Origin of the sequence: Candidatus Trichorickettsia mobilis (assembly GCF_963422225.1) — a bacterium.
Lineage (GTDB): Bacteria > Pseudomonadota > Alphaproteobacteria > Rickettsiales > Rickettsiaceae > Trichorickettsia > Trichorickettsia mobilis_B.
In genome coordinates, this window is sequence record NZ_OY728607.1 from 1549107 (window position 1) to 1564865 (window position 15759).

Here is a 15759-nt window from a genome sequence, read left to right on the forward strand (position 1 = left end):
TTAGTCAATCTCTTTCTGTTAAACGTGTGTTAGCAATATCGTATACTTCTTCGTTAGCTCTAGTCCCTATGGCAATTACTTCTACAATCAACATATTTTTAATGATTCTATATACTAACCTATAACCGCTAGCTCTTAATTTTATTTTGTAGCATTCTGGCATTCCGGCTAATTTATCTTTAGGAATATCAGGCTTTTTTAGTCGTTCAACTAATTTTTTCTTAAATTGATTACGAATATCATGAGCTAATTTGTTCCATTCTTTTTGTGCAGAAGGTAAAAATATTAATTTATAAGTCATTGATATCTACTTCTATGCCTTCTTCTCCTTCACGCTCTCTTACTATTTTAGCTAGTACAATGTCATCAATTATATCTAACATAGCTTCGTATATTTCAGGTGAAATACAGTAACATACAGGTTTGTTGTGATTCAGAATGGCTAATGCTTCACCATTGGCACTTTTAATAGTAGCCATTGGATTTTTTTTGAGCTCTGATATACTAGCTACTATATCGGCTAAAATTTCATAAGTCATAAAATCAACTCCTTTTTTAGTGCTAATTATAGCATATTTTTGATTTAGGATCTACAGTTTGTCAAATCTAAGAACAAGATAAATAAAATGCTATTGTAGCAGCGTTGGCAACGTTTAAGCTTTCTATATTTTTTGATATCGGGATTTTAACCAGATAATCGCATGTTTCTGCTGTAAGTCGTCGCATTCCAGTATCTTCAGCACCAAAAACCATAATTATTTTTCCTGTAAATAAATTATTTCGAGGATATTCTGTGGTGTTACCGTCAAAACCAATAATCCAAAAACCAAGATTTTTAAGGGTTTGCATAATTTGCTGTAAATTAGTAACTTTCACTATTTTAACAAATTCTAGCGCTCCAGAAGCAGCTTTGGCGATTGTAGCATTTTCGTCTGGAGTATGATGAGTAGGCATGATTATTGCTTGAATGTCAAAGGCGGCAGCGCTACGTATTATTGATCCTATATTTTGCGGGTCGGTAATTTGATCAAGTATTACTAGTTTGCTATTGTCTGTAAAAACTAAGTCATCGATATTATTACAAAAAACACTCTGAACTTTTGCGATGATACCTTGGTGATTACATGGTTGTTTTAGGAGTTGATTTAAATTATGATTTGTTACTATTTCGTATTTATAGGAGCTAATTGTTTTTTTGTGGGCATTAAAAAATTCCTGATCACAGAATAGTCGTTCAACATTTCGATGTTGATTGTTCAAAGCTGCCAGTACCGGATGTTTACCGTACATGTAGTAGGATTTTGCGAGTGTTTTTGAATGCCTGTTATTAGTCATATGGATTTATCAGTTACTTGTATTTATTTCTTGACAGGGGTAAGTATTTACTATAAAAACTTACAGCTTATTAGGTGGTTTATATTTTACTTAAAAGAAAAATAAAAGTAAGAATTTATAAACTATAAAAAATCTTTATACTAGACATATTTTAAGGCCTAACGGCCTTGTGCAGTTGGTTTGTTTGTAATGCAGTTTTGGAGGGGTGGCCGAGTGGTCAATGGCAGCAGACTGTAAATCTGCCCGCGTGAGCGTACGAAGGTTCAAATCCTTCTCCCTCCACCAGTGTGTATTTCGTGCTATATATACTACTTAGGTTTGTGTATAAATTTATGAGTCAATTTTTAATTAAATTCTTTTTTTTTTTTTTTGAGTTGTTAAAATGGTCATATAATTTTTGAAAGAAATAAAATTTTAAGTTCATGAAATACTGATGGTTTAAAGAAATATAAGCTGCTCGTCACAAAATTATTTGTCAACATAGTAAGATTGAGATATAAGATCTAAATATCGAGCTGGTACAGCTTGTTTTTTTTCTAAAGCTGTTGCGGATAAGTTTTTTTTGGCCGGCTTCCGGTTCAAATCTGCTGTGGTAGAGCCTACTCGTAAGTTGTATATATGCGGGTGTAGCTCAATGGTAGAGCTCCAGCCTTCCAAGCTGGCCACGTGGGTTCGATTCCCACCACCCGCTCCAAGTAGATTTTTAATCGTTTTTGATGTTGTTTTAAACTTGTAGATTAATTAGTTAATATTGATTTGATTAAATTATTTTTGAAATGCTAGGGAGATAATATGGCAAAAGAAAAATTTGAGCGTGTCAAGCCGCATTGTAATGTAGGAACTATAGGTCACGTTGATCATGGAAAAACCTCTTTAACTGCTGCTATCACTATGGTTTTAGCAAAAGATGGAGGGGCAAAAGCTACTAAATATGATGAGATAGATGCTGCTCCAGAGGAAAGAGAGAGAGGAATAACGATTTCCACGGCGCACGTTGAATATCAAACTCCTTATAGGCACTATGCTCATGTGGATTGTCCTGGTCATGCTGACTATGTTAAGAATATGATTACTGGTGCGGCACAAATGGATGGAGGTATATTAGTGGTTTCTGCTGCTGATGGTCCAATGCCACAAACAAGAGAGCATATTGTTTTAGCGCGACAAGTAGGTGTACCTTCCTTGGTGGTGTTTTTGAATAAAGTTGATATGGTTGATGATCCTGAGTTGTTGGATTTGGTTGAGATGGAAGTAAGGGAGTTGTTATCACTGTATAAATTTCCTGGCGATGAAATTCCGGTGGTTAGGGGTTCTGCTCTTCAGGCTTTAGAAGGTAAAGCTGAGGGAGAAGCGGCGATTAGAGCATTAATGAAAGCGGTTGATGAGTATATACCGCAACCAGAGCGTGATATAGAACGTCCATTCTTAATGCCAATAGAAGATGTTTTTTCAATTTCTGGAAGAGGTACTGTTGTTACTGGTAGAATTGAAAAAGGTGTAATTAAAGTTGGTGAGGAAGTTGAGATTGTTGGAATAAGAGATACGCAAAAAACCACTTGTACCGGCATTGAGATGTTTAAAAAACTGTTGGATCGAGGAGAGGCTGGGGATAATGCTGGTATATTATTGCGTGGTACTAAAAGAGAAGATGTGTTTAGAGGGCAAGTATTAGCTAAACCTGGTAGTATAACTCCGCATACTGAATTTGAAGCTGAGATTTATGTTTTGACCAAAGAAGAGGGTGGTCGTCATACGCCGTTTTTCAATAATTATCGTCCACAATTTTATTTTAGAACCACTGATGTTACTGGAGAAGTAATGATGCCAGCTGGTAAAGAGATGGTGATGCCTGGAGATAATACTAATTTGGTTATTAAATTGATTGCTCCGGTCGCTATGGATGAAGGGCTACGGTTTGCGATTCGCGAAGGTGGTAGAACGGTTGGTGCTGGTGTGGTGTCAAAGATTATTAAATAATAGCTGTTGTAAAAATTTGATTATAGAGAGTGTTTAGTATTATAGTAATGCTCTCATATCATGTAATTAAGTTTTTTCGGCGGGTTATAATAAGGTTGAAAAATGAATAATCAGAAAATTAGAATTAGACTCAAATCTTTTGACCATCGTGTGCTTGAACAAGCTACCAAAGAGATAGTAGGGGCGGTAAAAAGAACTGGTGCTGATGTTAGTGGTCCTATTCCTTTACCAAGGGCTATACAAAGATTTACTGTAAATCGATCTCCGCATGTTAATAAAAAGTCAAGAGAGCAGTTTGAGATTAGAACTCAAATGAGATTAATTGTGATTAGTTATCCAACTCCTCAAACAGTAGATGCTTTAAAAAAAGTTGATTTGCCGGCAGGAATTGATGTGGAAATAAAATTGGTGAGTGTTGAGAAATGAGAGCTGGTTTGATTGCAAAAAAAATTGGTATGACTTCAATGTTTAATGAAAAAGGGCAAAGATATCCTTTGACTTTTCTAAAAATTGAAGATTGCCAGGTTGTGGGGCATAAAACTCTTGAAAAAGATGGGTATGCTGCTTTAATAGTTGGTTCTAGGAATGTAAAAATCTCTAAAATATCAAAGCCAGTTAGACAGTTGTTTACCAAGGCTAAGGTTGAGCCTAAAGCTCACTTAAAAGAGTTTAGAATCGTTGAAAATAATTTTATAGATATTGGTGCTAGTCTAACGGTAAATCACTTTGCTATCGGGCAATTTGTTGATGTGACTGGTGTGACTATAGGAAAAGGATTTGCTGGATGTATGAAGCGTCATAATTTTAGGGGGCTAGAAGCTTCTCATGGTGTTTCTATATCGCATCGCTCACATGGATCAACTGGCGGTAGGCAGGATCCAGGTAGGGTTTTTAAGAATAAGAAAATGGCTGGTCATATGGGTAGTAAGAAGTCTACTATTCAAAACTTAACGATTATTGCCATTGATGAAGAGCAGCAGATAGTGATGGTAAAGGGTAGTGTCCCTGGGCACAAAGGTTCTTTAGTTTATATCAAAGATGCAATTAAAAAATCTGTGATGACTATTTAAATGAGTGAAAATATGAAGGCCAAGGTAGTAAATCTTGATAATCAAGTTGTTGGTGAGAGAGTATTGGATACCAATATTTTTAATCTAGAACCAAGGGTTGATATAATTAAGTTGGTGGTTGATTGGCAAAGAGCTAAAAAAATGGCTGGAACTCATTCAACAAAAACAGTGTCGGAAGTTTCTGGTACTACTAGAAAACCTTTTAAGCAAAAGGGAACTGGTAATGCTAGACAAGGGTCTTTAAGGTCAGTCCATATGCGCGGCGGTGGGGTAATACATGGCCCGGTGGTGCGTAGTCATGCTACTAAATTACCTAAAAAAGTAAGAAAGCTAGGGCTAAAACATGCTTTGTCATCAAAATTAGCTGAGGGAAAATTAATAATTCTTGAATCGTTGATTCTAGAAAATTCTAAGACCTCGTCGTTGGTAGCGATATTAAAAAATTTTCAAGGTAAGAGTTTTTTTGTCATTGATGGTAATTTAGTGAATGATAATTTTGCTTTTGCTGTGCGTAACATTCCTAATATTTCGGTAGTTCCACAGATTGGCGCTAATGTATATGATATAATCAGTCATGATTGTATATTAGTGTCGCAAGCTGCTGTGGATGCTCTAGAAGAGAGGTTGAAATAATGACATTGTCTACACATTATGATCTCATAAGAAAACCAATTATTACTGAAAAGACCACGCTTTTATCTGAGCAAAATAAGTATACTTTTAAAGTATTGCCTGGTGCTACTAAGGAAACAATAAAGGCAGCCATTGAGCATATATTTTCTGTAAAGGTAAAAAAAATAAATGTTTTAAATGTTGAGGGTAAAAGAAAGCGTTTTAAAGGTAGAGAGGGCTGTAGATCTGATTTTAAAAAAGCTATTGTTACTTTAGAACAAAATTACACCATTGATTTTACTGGAGGTAGATAGATGAAATTAAAAAAGTTTAATCCTATAACTCCATCTCTTAGGGAGTTAGTACAGGTTGATAAATCTGATTTGTGGAAGGGGAGACCTCTCAAAGCACTTACTTTCGGTTTAAAAAAAACTGGTGGTAGAAATAATTTAGGTCGTACTACAGCTTGGCATAGAGGTGGTGGTCATAAACAATTATACCGAGTTATAGATTTTAAGCGTGGTAATGTTGGTGTCTATGGTGTTGTTGAAAGAATAGAATATGATCCTAATAGGACGGCTTTTATTGCTTTGCTTAAGTTTGATAATGAAGTGTATTCGTATATTTTGGCGCCGCAAAAGCTAGTGGTAGGAGATAAGGTAATTTCTGCTGATAGTGCGGATATTAAAGTCGGAAATTGTTTGCCATTAAAGAATATTCCGATAGGTACTACGGTGCATAATGTAGAGATGAAGCCTGGTAAGGGTGGGCAAATCGCAAGAGCAGCCGGTACTTCAGTGGATTTAGTTGGTAAAGATGGTGGTTATGCGCAAATTAGGTTGAAATCTGGAGAATTACGTTTAGTATTGCTAGAATGTCGAGCCACTATTGGAGTGTTATCTAATCCTAATCAAAAGAATGTGAATTTTGGTAAGGCTGGTAGACGTAGATGGATGGGGTGGAGGCCGCATGTTCGTGGCGTTGCCATGAATCCTGTTGATCATCCTCATGGTGGTGGTGAGGGTAAAACTTCTGGCGGTCGTCATCCGGTGACACCATGGGGAAAACCTACTAAGGGTAAAAAGACTAGAAAAAATAAACGTACTGCTAAATTTATTGTTAAACGAAGAAATAAATAGGGATATATGGCGCGCTCAGTGTGGAAAGGGCCATTTGTAGATGGTTATCTGATTAAAAAAGTACAAAATATGATGGGCTCTGGAAAAACAGAGATGATTAAAACTTGGTCAAGAAGGTCTACTATTATACCGTTTTTTGTTGGGTTTACTTTTTCAGTACATAATGGCAATAAGTTCATACCTGTGGCTATTACTGAAGAAATGGTTGGTAGGAAGTTAGGAGAATTTTCTCCAACTAGAACTTATCATGGTCATGGTGCGGATAAAAAAGTGAAGAGAAAATAAGATTATGGCGCAAGTTAATAAAAATTCTGCAACTGCAGTTGTGAAGTTACTTAGAGTAGGTCCTAGAAAATTAAATCTTGTGGCTGCTTCAATTAGGAATATGAAAGTATCTGAGGCGTTGATTCAGTTATCTTTTTCACATAAAAGAATTGCTCATGCTGTTAAAGCTGGTTTGCAGTCTGCGATTGCTAATGCTGAAAATAACTTTGGTTTAGATATAGATGATTTATTTGTTACTTCTGCCACGGTAGGTAAAGGTTTGGTTATGAAAAGAATGATGGTAAGAGCCAGAGGTCGTGCGGGTAGAATTGATAAATTTTTTAGCAATCTGTATATAACAGTAACTGAAGGAGGCAGGAAATAAATATGGGGCAGAAGGTTAATCCACACGGTTTTAGAGTTGGTCCTACTTTGATTAAAGGATGGGATTCTGTCTTGTATGCTGAGAAAGATTATAGCGCGTTGTTAATTCAGGATTTGAGAATTAGGAAATTAATTACAAGTAAGTATGTTCAGGCTCAGGTTAGTAGAATTTTAATTGAAAGAACATCAAACAAGAATGTGGTGGTCAATATTTATGCTAGAAAACCAGGGGTTATTATTGGTAAAAGTGGTAATGATATTGAGCGTTTAAAGAAAGAGATATTAAAAATTTCGCCATATGAAGTATACATAAATATACATGAGATAAAAAAACCTAACATAGATGCGGCTATTGTTGCGCAGACGATAGCTGCTCAACTTGAAAAAAGAGGTTCGTTTCGTAAAGCCATGAAGATGGCGATGCAGGCTTGTTTTAAGCAAGGGGGCTTAGGAATCAAAGTTAGTTGTTCTGGGCGTCTTGGTGGGGCAGAGATAGCTAGAACAGAGTGGTATCGAGAAGGTAGAGTGCCATTACATACTTTAAGAGCAGATATTAGCTATGGGTTAGCTGAGGCTATAACGACTTATGGAGTTATAGGTATAAAAGTGTGGGTTTATAATGGTGATTGTACAGAAAATCGAAGAAAATATAATTAAGATTTGGGAACAAGATGTTAGCACCAAAAAAACAAAAATTTAGAAAAGCTCATAAAGGTAGAGTGCAAGCGAAAGCTAAAGCAGGTACGATGTTAGCTTTTGGCTCATTTGGTTTGAAATCTTTGGATGGTTTGAGAGTAACAGCAAGGCAAATTGAAGCTGCTCGTCGTGCTGCGGTACGACAAATGAAACGTCAAGGTAAGTTATGGATTAAAATTTTTCCTGATTTACCGGTGTCAAAAAAACCAGCTGAAGTTAGGATGGGTAAAGGTAAGGGGGCGCCAGAATTTTTTGCAGTTAGGGTATCGCCTGGACGTATTATGTTTGAGATTGAAGGAGTAAGTGATGAAGTCGCTGTTAGAGCATTGGAGCTTGCTAGCGCTAAGTTGCCGGTAAGAACAAAAATAGTGAGACGTTATGGGTAATTCGAAATTTTCTACACAGGATTTATTAGGACAGACTACAGAAATTTTATATACACAGTTGAATGGCTTAAAAAAAGAATCTTTTAATTTAAGATTCCAGCAGGCGTTGGGAGATTTAAAAAACACTAGTAAGTTTAAAATTATTAAAAAAGATATAGCTAGAATAAAAACTGAGTTGTCTAAACGATTAGCTGGAGAGTAAAAAGAAATGCCAAAAAGAGTATTGCAGGGTGTTGTAATTAGTTCAAAAGCTGATAAAACTGTTACAATAAAAGTAGAGCGTAGGTTTAGGCATCCTATATACAAGAAAACAATAAAGGTATCAAAGAAATATGCTGCGCATGATCCTCATAATCAGTATAAGGAAGGTGATATAGTTAAAATTATAGAAAGTCGTCCTATTTCTAAAACAAAGACCTGGGTAGTTCTGTAGTACCATTCAATTTCTGAGAGTGGAAAATGGTTGGGTAAGTTGAGGTGTTAAGTAAAGGTTATTTGAGCACTTTGATCCTAAAATTTTTTTTAATAATGTTTAGAAGTGATTTGGTATAAGTTATTCCTTAGGTTCTAATTTCTTTAGTGGAAGTTTATTTATATGATTCAAATGCAAAGCGTCCTTAATGTCGCAGACAATTCTGGAGCTAAAAAGGTAATGTGTATTAAAGTTTTAGGTGGGTCTCATCATATGATCGCCGTGCTTGGAGATATAATAGTTGTATCTATAAAAGAAGCTTTACCTAATGGAAAAGTGAAAAAAGGAGAGGTGCACAGAGCTGTAATAGTGCGTACAAAATGTGGAGTCAGGAGACATGATGGTAGAGTGAAGTTTGATTCTAATGCTGTAGTATTATTAAATAAGCAGGGTGAGCCTTTGGGTACTAGAGTGTTTGGTCCAGTGCCTCGTGAATTAAGAGCTAGGAAATTTGTAAAAATAGTATCCTTAGCAGAGGAGGTATTATAAATATGTTGAAGTTAAAGATTCGTAAAGGCGATTCTGTGGTGGTGATAGCCGGAAAAGATAAGGGAAAACAAGGTAAGGTACTTAAAATCTTTCCTAAAGATAATAAAGCGATAGTTGCTGGTATTAATATTGTAAAGAAACATACTAAACCTACTCAACTTAGTGAAGGTGGTATTATTGCAAAAGAGTTGCCTATTAATATCTCTAATGTTTCTCATATTGATCCTAAAACTAATTTACCTACAAAAATTGCCATTAAGGTTTTGCAAGATGGTTCTAAAGTAAGGATAGCTAAAAGATCTGGAGAGACTATTGTTGAGGAAGGTAAATAAAATGTTGTTAAGATTTAAGGAATTGTACCACAAGGTTATTATTAATGCTTTACAGCAAGAATATGGCTATAAGAATAAGCATGAAATGCCTAAGGTGCAAAAAATTGTTATAAATATGGGAATAGGAGAAGCAGTAGCTGATTCTAAAGTTATAAATTATGCGGTGAATGACTTAACTTTAATTTCTGGTCAAAAACCATTGGTAATTAATGCTAAAAAATCAATAGCTACATTTAAATTACGAGATGGAATGAAAATCGGATGCAAAGTCACTTTGCGTCGAGATAGAATGTATGATTTTCTAGAAAGGCTGGTTTTAGTTGCATTACCTCGTATTAAAGAATTTAGAGGTTTATCGGCGAAGAGTTTTGATGGTAGAGGGAATTTTACCTTTGGGATTAAAGAACAAATTGTATTTCCAGAAATTAACTATGATAAAATAGATACGATTCGTGGTATGGATATTACAATCGTTACTACTGCTAAAACCGATAAAGAAGCAAAAACGTTGTTATCGGGTTTTGATCTGCCTTTTTATAGCTGAGTTTAAGTTATAAATAGCTAGAGTTAGTTAGGCTACAGTTAAGTTTCAAGGTAAGGTTATATGCTTGAGTAGGGTTATATTACTATACTATGTGAGCACAAGCCAAACTATATAAATTTAACAGTCGCTATGGCAATGTTTACAGCGCCATACAATTTGTACATGTTCGTGGAGTATAATGCATGGCTAAAGTAAGTTCTATAAACAAAAATAATAAACGAAAAAAATTAGCACAAAAATTTTTTTTAAAGAGAGCTAAATTAAAAGATAAAATTTATGATAAAAATATATCTTTGGAAGATAGATTTGCTCTGGTAATGAATTTAGCTCAATTGCCAAGAAATTCAGCTATTTCTAGGGTAAGGAACCGATGTGAGTTGACTGGAAGGCCTAGAGGAGTTAGTAGAAAATTCTCTTTATCTAGGAATATGATAAGGGATCTTGGTGGCAAAGGTTTGTTGCCTGGTGTAGTAAAAGCAAGTTGGTAGATGATAGGTTTTTTATATGTCAATGACAGATACAATAGCGGATATGTTGACTAGAATTAGAAATGGTCAAAAAGCTAGATTAATTAACATTTCGTTACCATGTTCTAAGATAAAATGTGCAATTTTAGATGTGTTGGTAGCAGAAGGTTATGTTAAAGGGTACGAAGTAAGTACTAATGATAATATTGGGTGTATAGAGGTTGAGTTAAAATATTCTAGTAGTGGAAAGCCAGTGATTTCTGAAATACATAGAGTATCTAAACCAGGTAAAAGGGTATATTCTTCAATTGATAAATTGAAGGGGTATTATAATAATATGGGGATCTATATTTTATCTACTTCTAAGGGTGTGATTTCTGATCGAGAAGCTCATCATTTGAAAATTGGTGGAGAGATTGTTTGTAAAGTATTTTAAAGGTAAATATAATGTCACGTGTTGGGAAATTGCCGATTGTTGTCCCTGATAATGTAAAAATTGAGATCGATAAACTAAGAGTATGTATTTCTGGTCCAAAAGGTTCTCTATCAAAGAATTTTTCTGGGGATATTTCTTTTAGTTTAGATGAAGGCCAATTTTTGGTTGAGCCATTGAATGCCAATAAAAATACCCGCGCTATGTGGGGTACAGCCCGTAGTATAATTTATGGGATGGTAAAAGGGGTAAAAGATGGTTTTACAGAAGAATTAGAGGTTAACGGTGTAGGTTATAGGGCTTTTGTAAAGGGTAGTTATCTAAATTTGACTTTGGGGAAAAGCCATAATACCAAGATTGAAATCCCAGAAAATATTAAAGTAGATGCTCCAAAACAAAATATTATTATTCTGGAAAGTACGGATAAGGAAAAGTTAGGTCAGTTTATAGCGCTGCTTATTAAACAAAGGCCACCAGAACCTTATAAAGGAAAAGGAATTAAACGTAAAGGGCAGTACGTGCAAAGAAAAGAAGGGAAAAAGAAATAGTAATTGAGATTTTTTTATGCGTAATTCTAAAGTAAGATTTGAAATAAGAAAGAACAGAGTCAGAACAAAAATATCAAAAGTATCAGATAGAATAAGGTTATCAATCTTTAAGTCTGGAAAACATATATATGCTCAAGTGATAGATGATGTGAATTCAGTTACTTTGGCATCTGCTTCTACTCTAGATAAGGAAATTAGAAGAGCTGGTAAGTCAAATTGTAATGTTAATTCTGCTAGTTTAGTTGGTGAGTTAATAGCAGTAAAAGCCAAGAAAATAGGTGTTAATAAAGTCGTGTTTGATAAAGGTGGATGCAAATATCACGGTGTTGTTAAAGCTTTAGCTGATGCAGCAAGAAAGAATTTAGAATTTTAATTTAGGTGTTAGGATGACTAAGGCTAAAAAAAATACATTAGAGGGATTAACAGAAACTTTAGTCGATGTTAATAGAGTTACTAAAGTTGTAAAGGGTGGAAGGAAGTTTTCTTTTTCTGCTTGCGTAGTAGCTGGTGATAAAGCTGGTAAGGTTGGTTATGGCCATGGTAAGGCTAAAGAGGTGACTGAGGCAAGAATAAAAGCAACGCAAGAAGCAAAGAAGCAATTAGTTAAAATTCCACTATACCAAGGTAGAACAATTCATCATGATGTTATAGGCCATAGTGGTGCGGCAAAAGTAATTCTAAGACGTGCAAAAGCTGGTACAGGAGTTATTGCAGGAGGGCCAATGCGTGCTGTATTTGGTTTGTTAGGTATCCATGATATTGTAGCAAAGTCTATAGGTTCTAGTAATGTTTATGCAATGATAGCGGCGACATTCGATGCTTTGTCAAAACTATCCGCTCCTAAAGTGATCGCAGAAAAAAGAAATAAAAAAATTAGTGAAATTTCAACTAAATCAGCTAAGATTAAACCTAGCGAGTAAGTTGAAAGGAAAGAAATATGAAAAAAATAGATAAAAAAATTTTAGTAACTCAGATAGGCAGTGCTATAGGTAAAAAATACGATCAAGAACAAACATTGATTGGTCTTGGTCTTAATAAATTGCATAGGAAGCGAATTCTGTTGGACACTCCTTCAATTCGCGGTATGGTCAATAAAGTGAAGCATTTAGTAATAGTAGAAGAAGTAAAGTAGAGCTTATTGTGATGAAACTTAATACATTATTTAATAATCCAGGTGCAAAGAAAAAAAGTAAGCGATTGGGGCGTGGAATCGGAAGTGGTAAAGGAAAAACTTGTGGTCGTGGTGTAAAAGGGCAAAAATCTAGGTCGGGTGTTGCGATTAAAGGTTTTGAAGGTGGGCAAATGCCAATGATTAAGCGTTTACCAAAGCGTGGTTTTCGTAGTTTAAACTCTCTCAAATACCAAGTTCTTAATATAAAAGATATTATCGCTTTAGTCGAAATAGGTAGGCTTGATGCAACTCAATTAATTAATAAAGATGCTTTAGTGCATGCTAGGTTTATTAAGAGTACTAAATCTTTAGTAAAGTTATTATCAGATGGTGGTAATTTAAGTTGTAAAATTACTGTTCAATTAGATGCTTATTCTGTATCAGCTAAAAAAGCTATTCAAGAAGCTGGGGGACAGATTTTATAATATATTAAGTTAACCTCAAAGAATTTGCGTTATCGTCACTAGGTTTTTTTGCATTATGCTACGAAAATTCTATACATGCTCTGTTTTTTTTGAAGTAGACTTGCTTTGCGCCAATTTTTCATTTCATAGAAGTATATAAGTGAGTTATGCACGTAAATCTAATAATGATCTGAGTCGTAGGGTTATTTTTACCTTATTAGTACTTGTGGTTTGTCGCTTGGGTTCATTTATTCCTATAGCAGGTATTGATTCTGTGGCTTTAAGTAATATAGCTGAGCAAAATCAAGCTGGAATACTAGGAATGTTTAATATGTTATCAGGTGGTTCACTTGGTAGAATGTCTATTTTTGCTTTGGCAATAATGCCATACATTACTGCTTCTATTATTATTCAATTATCATCTATTGCGTATAAACCATTAGAAAATTTAAAAAAAGAAGGAGAAGTTGGGAAGAGAAAGATCAATCAACTATCTCGTTATTTAACAGTTATACTAGCGGCTTTTCAGGCTTATGGAGTAGCAATAAGTTTAGAATCAGCAGTAACAGATGTTGGTTCTGTAGTACTAATGCCGGGAATGTTTTTTAGAATCACAACAGTAGTTACTTTAGTAGTGGGTACTATATTTTTAATGTGGTTAGGAGAGCAAATTACAGCGCGAGGAATAGGCAATGGTACTTCTTTAATTATTTTTATTGGTATAGTGTCTGGTGTGCCTAGTGCAATTATCAGTATGTTTGAATTATCACGTAAAGGTAGCTTATCTCCTTTGGTAGTAGTTGCTATCTGTGGTATGGTTATTTTAATGGTAGCAATCATTGTTTTTTTTGAAAAAGCACAAAGAAAAATATTGGTACAATATCCAAAGCGACAGGTCGGTAATAAGATATATGGTGGTGATTCCACTCATATGCCTCTTAAATTAAATACATCTGGAGTAATACCGCCAATTTTTGCGAGTTCCATTTTATTGTTCCCTGTAACTATTGCTAGTTTTTCGAGTAACAACTCTGATATTATGTCTTGGTTTACTTACCATTTGGGACATGGAAAACCTTTGTATATTTTGTTGTATGTAGCGTTAATATTGTTTTTTAGTTTTTTCTATACTGCTGTAGTATTTAATTCTGAAGAAACAGCAAATAATTTAAGAAAATATAGTGCTTATATTCCAGGAAGGCGGCCAGGAAAAAATACAGCTGAATATTTTGACTATTTGCTTACTAGATTAACGGTTTTAGGTGGAATATATCTGAGCATTATATGTGTAGTGCCAGAAATGTTGATGAATAAATATGCTGTTTCTTTTTCATTAGGAGGAACCAGCTTTTTAATAGTAGTCAATGTTGTTTTGGATACTTTTACCCAAGTGCAAACGCATTTATTTAGTAATAGATATGAAGGTTTGGTAAAAAAAATGAAATTAAGAGATCGATAGTGTTCATCGTATTGATAGGAGCTCCTGGAGCTGGTAAAGGTACTCAAGGACAGTTTTTGGCAAAAGAACTTCATTTATCTTATTTGTCAACTGGTGATATGTTTAGAAGTATTATTGAAAAACAAGAGCCAGAAGGGAAGTTGATGAATGATTATAGTTCTCAAGGGAAGCTGATACCCACTGACTTAGTGAATAAGATGGTTTATAAATTTTTACTAATGGACGAGTATCAAGATAATTGTATTTTAGATGGTTATCCTCGTAATTTGGCTCAGGCAAAATTTTTAGACAAGATAGTCAATGAGCTAAAAGCAATCTATTTTGAGATTAGTGAGACTGTAGCAAAACAAAGAATTTTGGGTCGATTTAGTTGTGAAGTTTGTCTTAAAACTTACAATAAATATTATGCTAAGCCAAAAATTGAAGGTATTTGTGATATTTGTGGTTCTAATAAATTTATATATAGAGCTGATGATGACGAAGTTACAATTAATAAAAGAATGCAAGAGTATAAAATAGAAACACAACCTATGATTCAATATTATCGTGATTGCAACAAATTATTAACAGTTGACGCGAATCTTAGTCAAGATCAAATATCGTCTACTTTACTAGCTTTGTTATAAAAACAGTTTGACTTTACTGGACTTTTTTATATTATTCTTTTTTAATTTAATTATTAATTCTTAGGAGCTGATGTGGCAAGAATTGCAAATGTTAATATTCCTGTAAACAAACGTTTGGTAATAAGTTTAACTTATATATATGGGATAGGTAACACTTCTGCAAAAATGATTTGTGCAGAGGCAGGAATATCAGAAAGTAAAAGAGTAAAAGAGCTCGATGATCAGGAATTGATCACTTTGCGTAATATTATTGAAAAGAAATGTAAAGTAGAAGGTGATTTACGCCGGGAAATTAATTTAAACATTAAGAAGAAAAAGGATATTAGATGTTATCAAGGAATGCGACATATTAGAAAATTGCCAGTTAGAGGGCAAAACACCCATTCTAATGCGCGTACGAGAAAGGGGAAAGCCATAGCAATTGCTGGTAAGAAGAAGGTAACTAAATAAAAACTATCTAAGTTTGAGTAAAGGTGGTATAAACCTGTTGATTACAGGAAAATTTTTGTATAGCTAAAAATAAGAGATTAAGTTTAGAGATAAAACATGAGTGTAAGTACTAGTAAGATAAAAAAGAAAAAAAAGAATATTACGCTTGGAGTAGTATATATTAAAGCTACTTTTAATAATACTATAGTTACTTTTACAGACGTTCAGGGCAACGCTATTGCTGCTTCGACAGCTGGTGGTCATGGATTCAAAGGTGCTAAGAAGGCAACGCCTTATGCCGCCCAAGTTACAGTGAATAAAGCATCTGAAGATGCGAAAGAGCATGGGGTTAAAACTGTGTCTATAAGAGTACAGGGAGCGGGTGCGCAGAGAGAATCGGCAATGCGTGCAGTGTTTGGACAAAATTTTATCGTGACATCAATTATAGATGTTTCGCCTGTAGCCCATAATGGTTGTAGGCCGCCTAAAAGAAGAAGAGTATAAGGTTTAGAGGGAATATAA

General features: G+C 34.6%; 29 protein-coding genes and 2 tRNA genes. 28 read left to right on the forward strand and 3 right to left on the reverse strand.

Translation table 11 applies throughout. The features are described 5' to 3' along the window. Nucleotides 1-4: 4 nt before the first annotated feature. The 3 genes from R2I74_RS07315 to rlmB form a co-directional block, all read right to left on the reverse strand. Nucleotides 5-301 carry a type II toxin-antitoxin system RelE family toxin gene (locus R2I74_RS07315; RefSeq protein WP_316354976.1) on the reverse strand — a complete coding sequence of 99 codons (297 nt, stop codon included), beginning with the start codon at nt 299-301 and terminating at the stop codon, nt 5-7. Continuing rightward, on the reverse strand, nt 291-539 hold the full coding sequence (locus R2I74_RS07320) for a type II toxin-antitoxin system Phd/YefM family antitoxin (RefSeq protein ID WP_316354978.1): 249 nt from the start codon (nt 537-539) through the stop codon (nt 291-293). The genes R2I74_RS07315 and R2I74_RS07320 overlap by 11 nt, the downstream gene beginning before the upstream one ends. A 67-nt stretch (nt 540-606) precedes the next feature. Then, nucleotides 607-1335, reverse strand: a complete 729-nt coding sequence (rlmB, locus tag R2I74_RS07325; RefSeq protein WP_316354980.1) for a 23S rRNA (guanosine(2251)-2'-O)-methyltransferase RlmB — start codon at nt 1333-1335, stop codon at nt 607-609. A gap of 199 nt (nt 1336-1534) precedes the next feature. Between rlmB and R2I74_RS07330 the strand changes: the two genes are divergently transcribed. The 28 genes from R2I74_RS07330 to rpsK all read left to right on the forward strand — a co-directional run bounded on the left by R2I74_RS07330 (nt 1535) and on the right by rpsK (nt 15741). Then, a tRNA-Tyr gene (locus tag R2I74_RS07330) sits at nt 1535-1620 on the forward strand. Between the two features lie 335 nt (nt 1621-1955). Then, nucleotides 1956-2029: transfer RNA gene (locus R2I74_RS07335), tRNA-Gly, on the forward strand. 98 nt (nt 2030-2127) lie between these two features. Continuing rightward, the gene (gene tuf, locus R2I74_RS07340; RefSeq protein ID WP_316354982.1) at nt 2128-3312 is read left to right on the forward strand and encodes an elongation factor Tu; all 1185 of its coding nucleotides are present in this window, start codon (nt 2128-2130) and stop codon (nt 3310-3312) included. A gap of 102 nt (nt 3313-3414) precedes the next feature. Next, nucleotides 3415-3738 carry a 30S ribosomal protein S10 gene (gene rpsJ / locus R2I74_RS07345; protein WP_316354984.1) on the forward strand — a complete coding sequence of 108 codons (324 nt, stop codon included), beginning with the start codon at nt 3415-3417 and terminating at the stop codon, nt 3736-3738. Further along, on the forward strand, nt 3735-4382 hold the full coding sequence (gene rplC / locus R2I74_RS07350) for a 50S ribosomal protein L3 (protein WP_316354986.1): 648 nt from the start codon (nt 3735-3737) through the stop codon (nt 4380-4382). The genes rpsJ and rplC overlap by 4 nt, the downstream gene beginning before the upstream one ends. 12 nt (nt 4383-4394) lie before the next feature. Then, nucleotides 4395-5015, forward strand: a complete 621-nt coding sequence (gene rplD / locus R2I74_RS07355; protein ID WP_316354988.1) for a 50S ribosomal protein L4 — start codon at nt 4395-4397, stop codon at nt 5013-5015. After that, on the forward strand, nt 5015-5308 hold the full coding sequence (locus tag R2I74_RS07360; RefSeq protein WP_316354989.1) for a 50S ribosomal protein L23: 294 nt from the start codon (nt 5015-5017) through the stop codon (nt 5306-5308). Before rplD ends, R2I74_RS07360 begins: the two co-directional genes overlap by 1 nt. Continuing rightward, the gene (rplB, locus tag R2I74_RS07365) at nt 5309-6133 is read left to right on the forward strand and encodes a 50S ribosomal protein L2 (RefSeq protein WP_316354991.1); all 825 of its coding nucleotides are present in this window, start codon (nt 5309-5311) and stop codon (nt 6131-6133) included. 6 nt (nt 6134-6139) lie between these two features. Next, nucleotides 6140-6418: a 30S ribosomal protein S19 gene (gene rpsS, locus R2I74_RS07370; RefSeq protein WP_316354993.1), complete on the forward strand. Its 279-nt coding sequence runs from the start codon at nt 6140-6142 to the stop codon at nt 6416-6418. A 4-nt stretch (nt 6419-6422) separates the two neighbouring features. Continuing rightward, on the forward strand, nt 6423-6782 hold the full coding sequence (gene rplV, locus R2I74_RS07375; protein ID WP_316354995.1) for a 50S ribosomal protein L22: 360 nt from the start codon (nt 6423-6425) through the stop codon (nt 6780-6782). A gap of 2 nt (nt 6783-6784) precedes the next feature. Beyond that, nucleotides 6785-7438: a 30S ribosomal protein S3 gene (rpsC, locus tag R2I74_RS07380; RefSeq protein WP_316354997.1), complete on the forward strand. Its 654-nt coding sequence runs from the start codon at nt 6785-6787 to the stop codon at nt 7436-7438. A 14-nt stretch (nt 7439-7452) separates the two neighbouring features. Continuing rightward, nucleotides 7453-7863, forward strand: a complete 411-nt coding sequence (rplP, locus tag R2I74_RS07385; protein WP_316354999.1) for a 50S ribosomal protein L16 — start codon at nt 7453-7455, stop codon at nt 7861-7863. Further along, entirely contained in the window at nt 7856-8065 is a 210-nt protein-coding gene (rpmC, locus tag R2I74_RS07390) for a 50S ribosomal protein L29 (protein ID WP_316355001.1), read from the forward strand. The genes rplP and rpmC overlap by 8 nt, the downstream gene beginning before the upstream one ends. A gap of 6 nt (nt 8066-8071) precedes the next feature. After that, the gene (rpsQ, locus tag R2I74_RS07395) at nt 8072-8296 is read left to right on the forward strand and encodes a 30S ribosomal protein S17 (RefSeq protein WP_316355003.1); all 225 of its coding nucleotides are present in this window, start codon (nt 8072-8074) and stop codon (nt 8294-8296) included. 162 nt (nt 8297-8458) lie between these two features. Next, a complete protein-coding gene (gene rplN / locus R2I74_RS07400; RefSeq protein ID WP_316355004.1) occupies nt 8459-8824 on the forward strand; it encodes a 50S ribosomal protein L14 in 366 nt (121 codons plus the stop codon). Nucleotides 8825-8826: 2 nt separating this feature from the next. Then, nucleotides 8827-9156, forward strand: a complete 330-nt coding sequence (gene rplX, locus R2I74_RS07405) for a 50S ribosomal protein L24 (RefSeq protein ID WP_316355005.1) — start codon at nt 8827-8829, stop codon at nt 9154-9156. A 4-nt stretch (nt 9157-9160) separates the two neighbouring features. Then, a complete protein-coding gene (gene rplE / locus R2I74_RS07410; protein WP_394355862.1) occupies nt 9161-9700 on the forward strand; it encodes a 50S ribosomal protein L5 in 540 nt (179 codons plus the stop codon). 182 nt (nt 9701-9882) lie between these two features. Continuing rightward, a complete protein-coding gene (rpsN, locus tag R2I74_RS07415) occupies nt 9883-10188 on the forward strand; it encodes a 30S ribosomal protein S14 (RefSeq protein ID WP_316355009.1) in 306 nt (101 codons plus the stop codon). 16 nt (nt 10189-10204) lie between these two features. Continuing rightward, complete coding sequence (gene rpsH / locus R2I74_RS07420) at nt 10205-10603, forward strand: 30S ribosomal protein S8 (RefSeq protein ID WP_316355012.1); 399 nt, start codon at nt 10205-10207, stop codon at nt 10601-10603. Between the two features lie 11 nt (nt 10604-10614). Then, nucleotides 10615-11148 (forward strand): 50S ribosomal protein L6, encoded by a 534-nt coding sequence (gene rplF / locus R2I74_RS07425; protein WP_316355014.1) that lies wholly within the window; start codon nt 10615-10617, stop codon nt 11146-11148. 16 nt (nt 11149-11164) lie between these two features. After that, nucleotides 11165-11521: a 50S ribosomal protein L18 gene (gene rplR, locus R2I74_RS07430; protein WP_316355016.1), complete on the forward strand. Its 357-nt coding sequence runs from the start codon at nt 11165-11167 to the stop codon at nt 11519-11521. A 13-nt stretch (nt 11522-11534) separates the two neighbouring features. After that, nucleotides 11535-12068, forward strand: a complete 534-nt coding sequence (rpsE, locus tag R2I74_RS07435) for a 30S ribosomal protein S5 (RefSeq protein ID WP_316355018.1) — start codon at nt 11535-11537, stop codon at nt 12066-12068. A gap of 17 nt (nt 12069-12085) precedes the next feature. Next, the gene (gene rpmD, locus R2I74_RS07440; RefSeq protein WP_316355020.1) at nt 12086-12280 is read left to right on the forward strand and encodes a 50S ribosomal protein L30; all 195 of its coding nucleotides are present in this window, start codon (nt 12086-12088) and stop codon (nt 12278-12280) included. Between the two features lie 11 nt (nt 12281-12291). Further along, nucleotides 12292-12744 carry a 50S ribosomal protein L15 gene (rplO, locus tag R2I74_RS07445; RefSeq protein ID WP_316355353.1) on the forward strand — a complete coding sequence of 151 codons (453 nt, stop codon included), beginning with the start codon at nt 12292-12294 and terminating at the stop codon, nt 12742-12744. A 139-nt stretch (nt 12745-12883) separates the two neighbouring features. Continuing rightward, on the forward strand, nt 12884-14182 hold the full coding sequence (secY, locus tag R2I74_RS07450) for a preprotein translocase subunit SecY (protein WP_316355022.1): 1299 nt from the start codon (nt 12884-12886) through the stop codon (nt 14180-14182). After that, a complete protein-coding gene (locus R2I74_RS07455) occupies nt 14182-14808 on the forward strand; it encodes an adenylate kinase (protein WP_316355024.1) in 627 nt (208 codons plus the stop codon). The genes secY and R2I74_RS07455 overlap by 1 nt, the downstream gene beginning before the upstream one ends. A gap of 72 nt (nt 14809-14880) precedes the next feature. After that, entirely contained in the window at nt 14881-15258 is a 378-nt protein-coding gene (rpsM, locus tag R2I74_RS07460; protein WP_316355026.1) for a 30S ribosomal protein S13, read from the forward strand. Between the two features lie 96 nt (nt 15259-15354). Beyond that, entirely contained in the window at nt 15355-15741 is a 387-nt protein-coding gene (gene rpsK, locus R2I74_RS07465; protein ID WP_316355027.1) for a 30S ribosomal protein S11, read from the forward strand. Nucleotides 15742-15759: the final 18 nt, after the last annotated feature.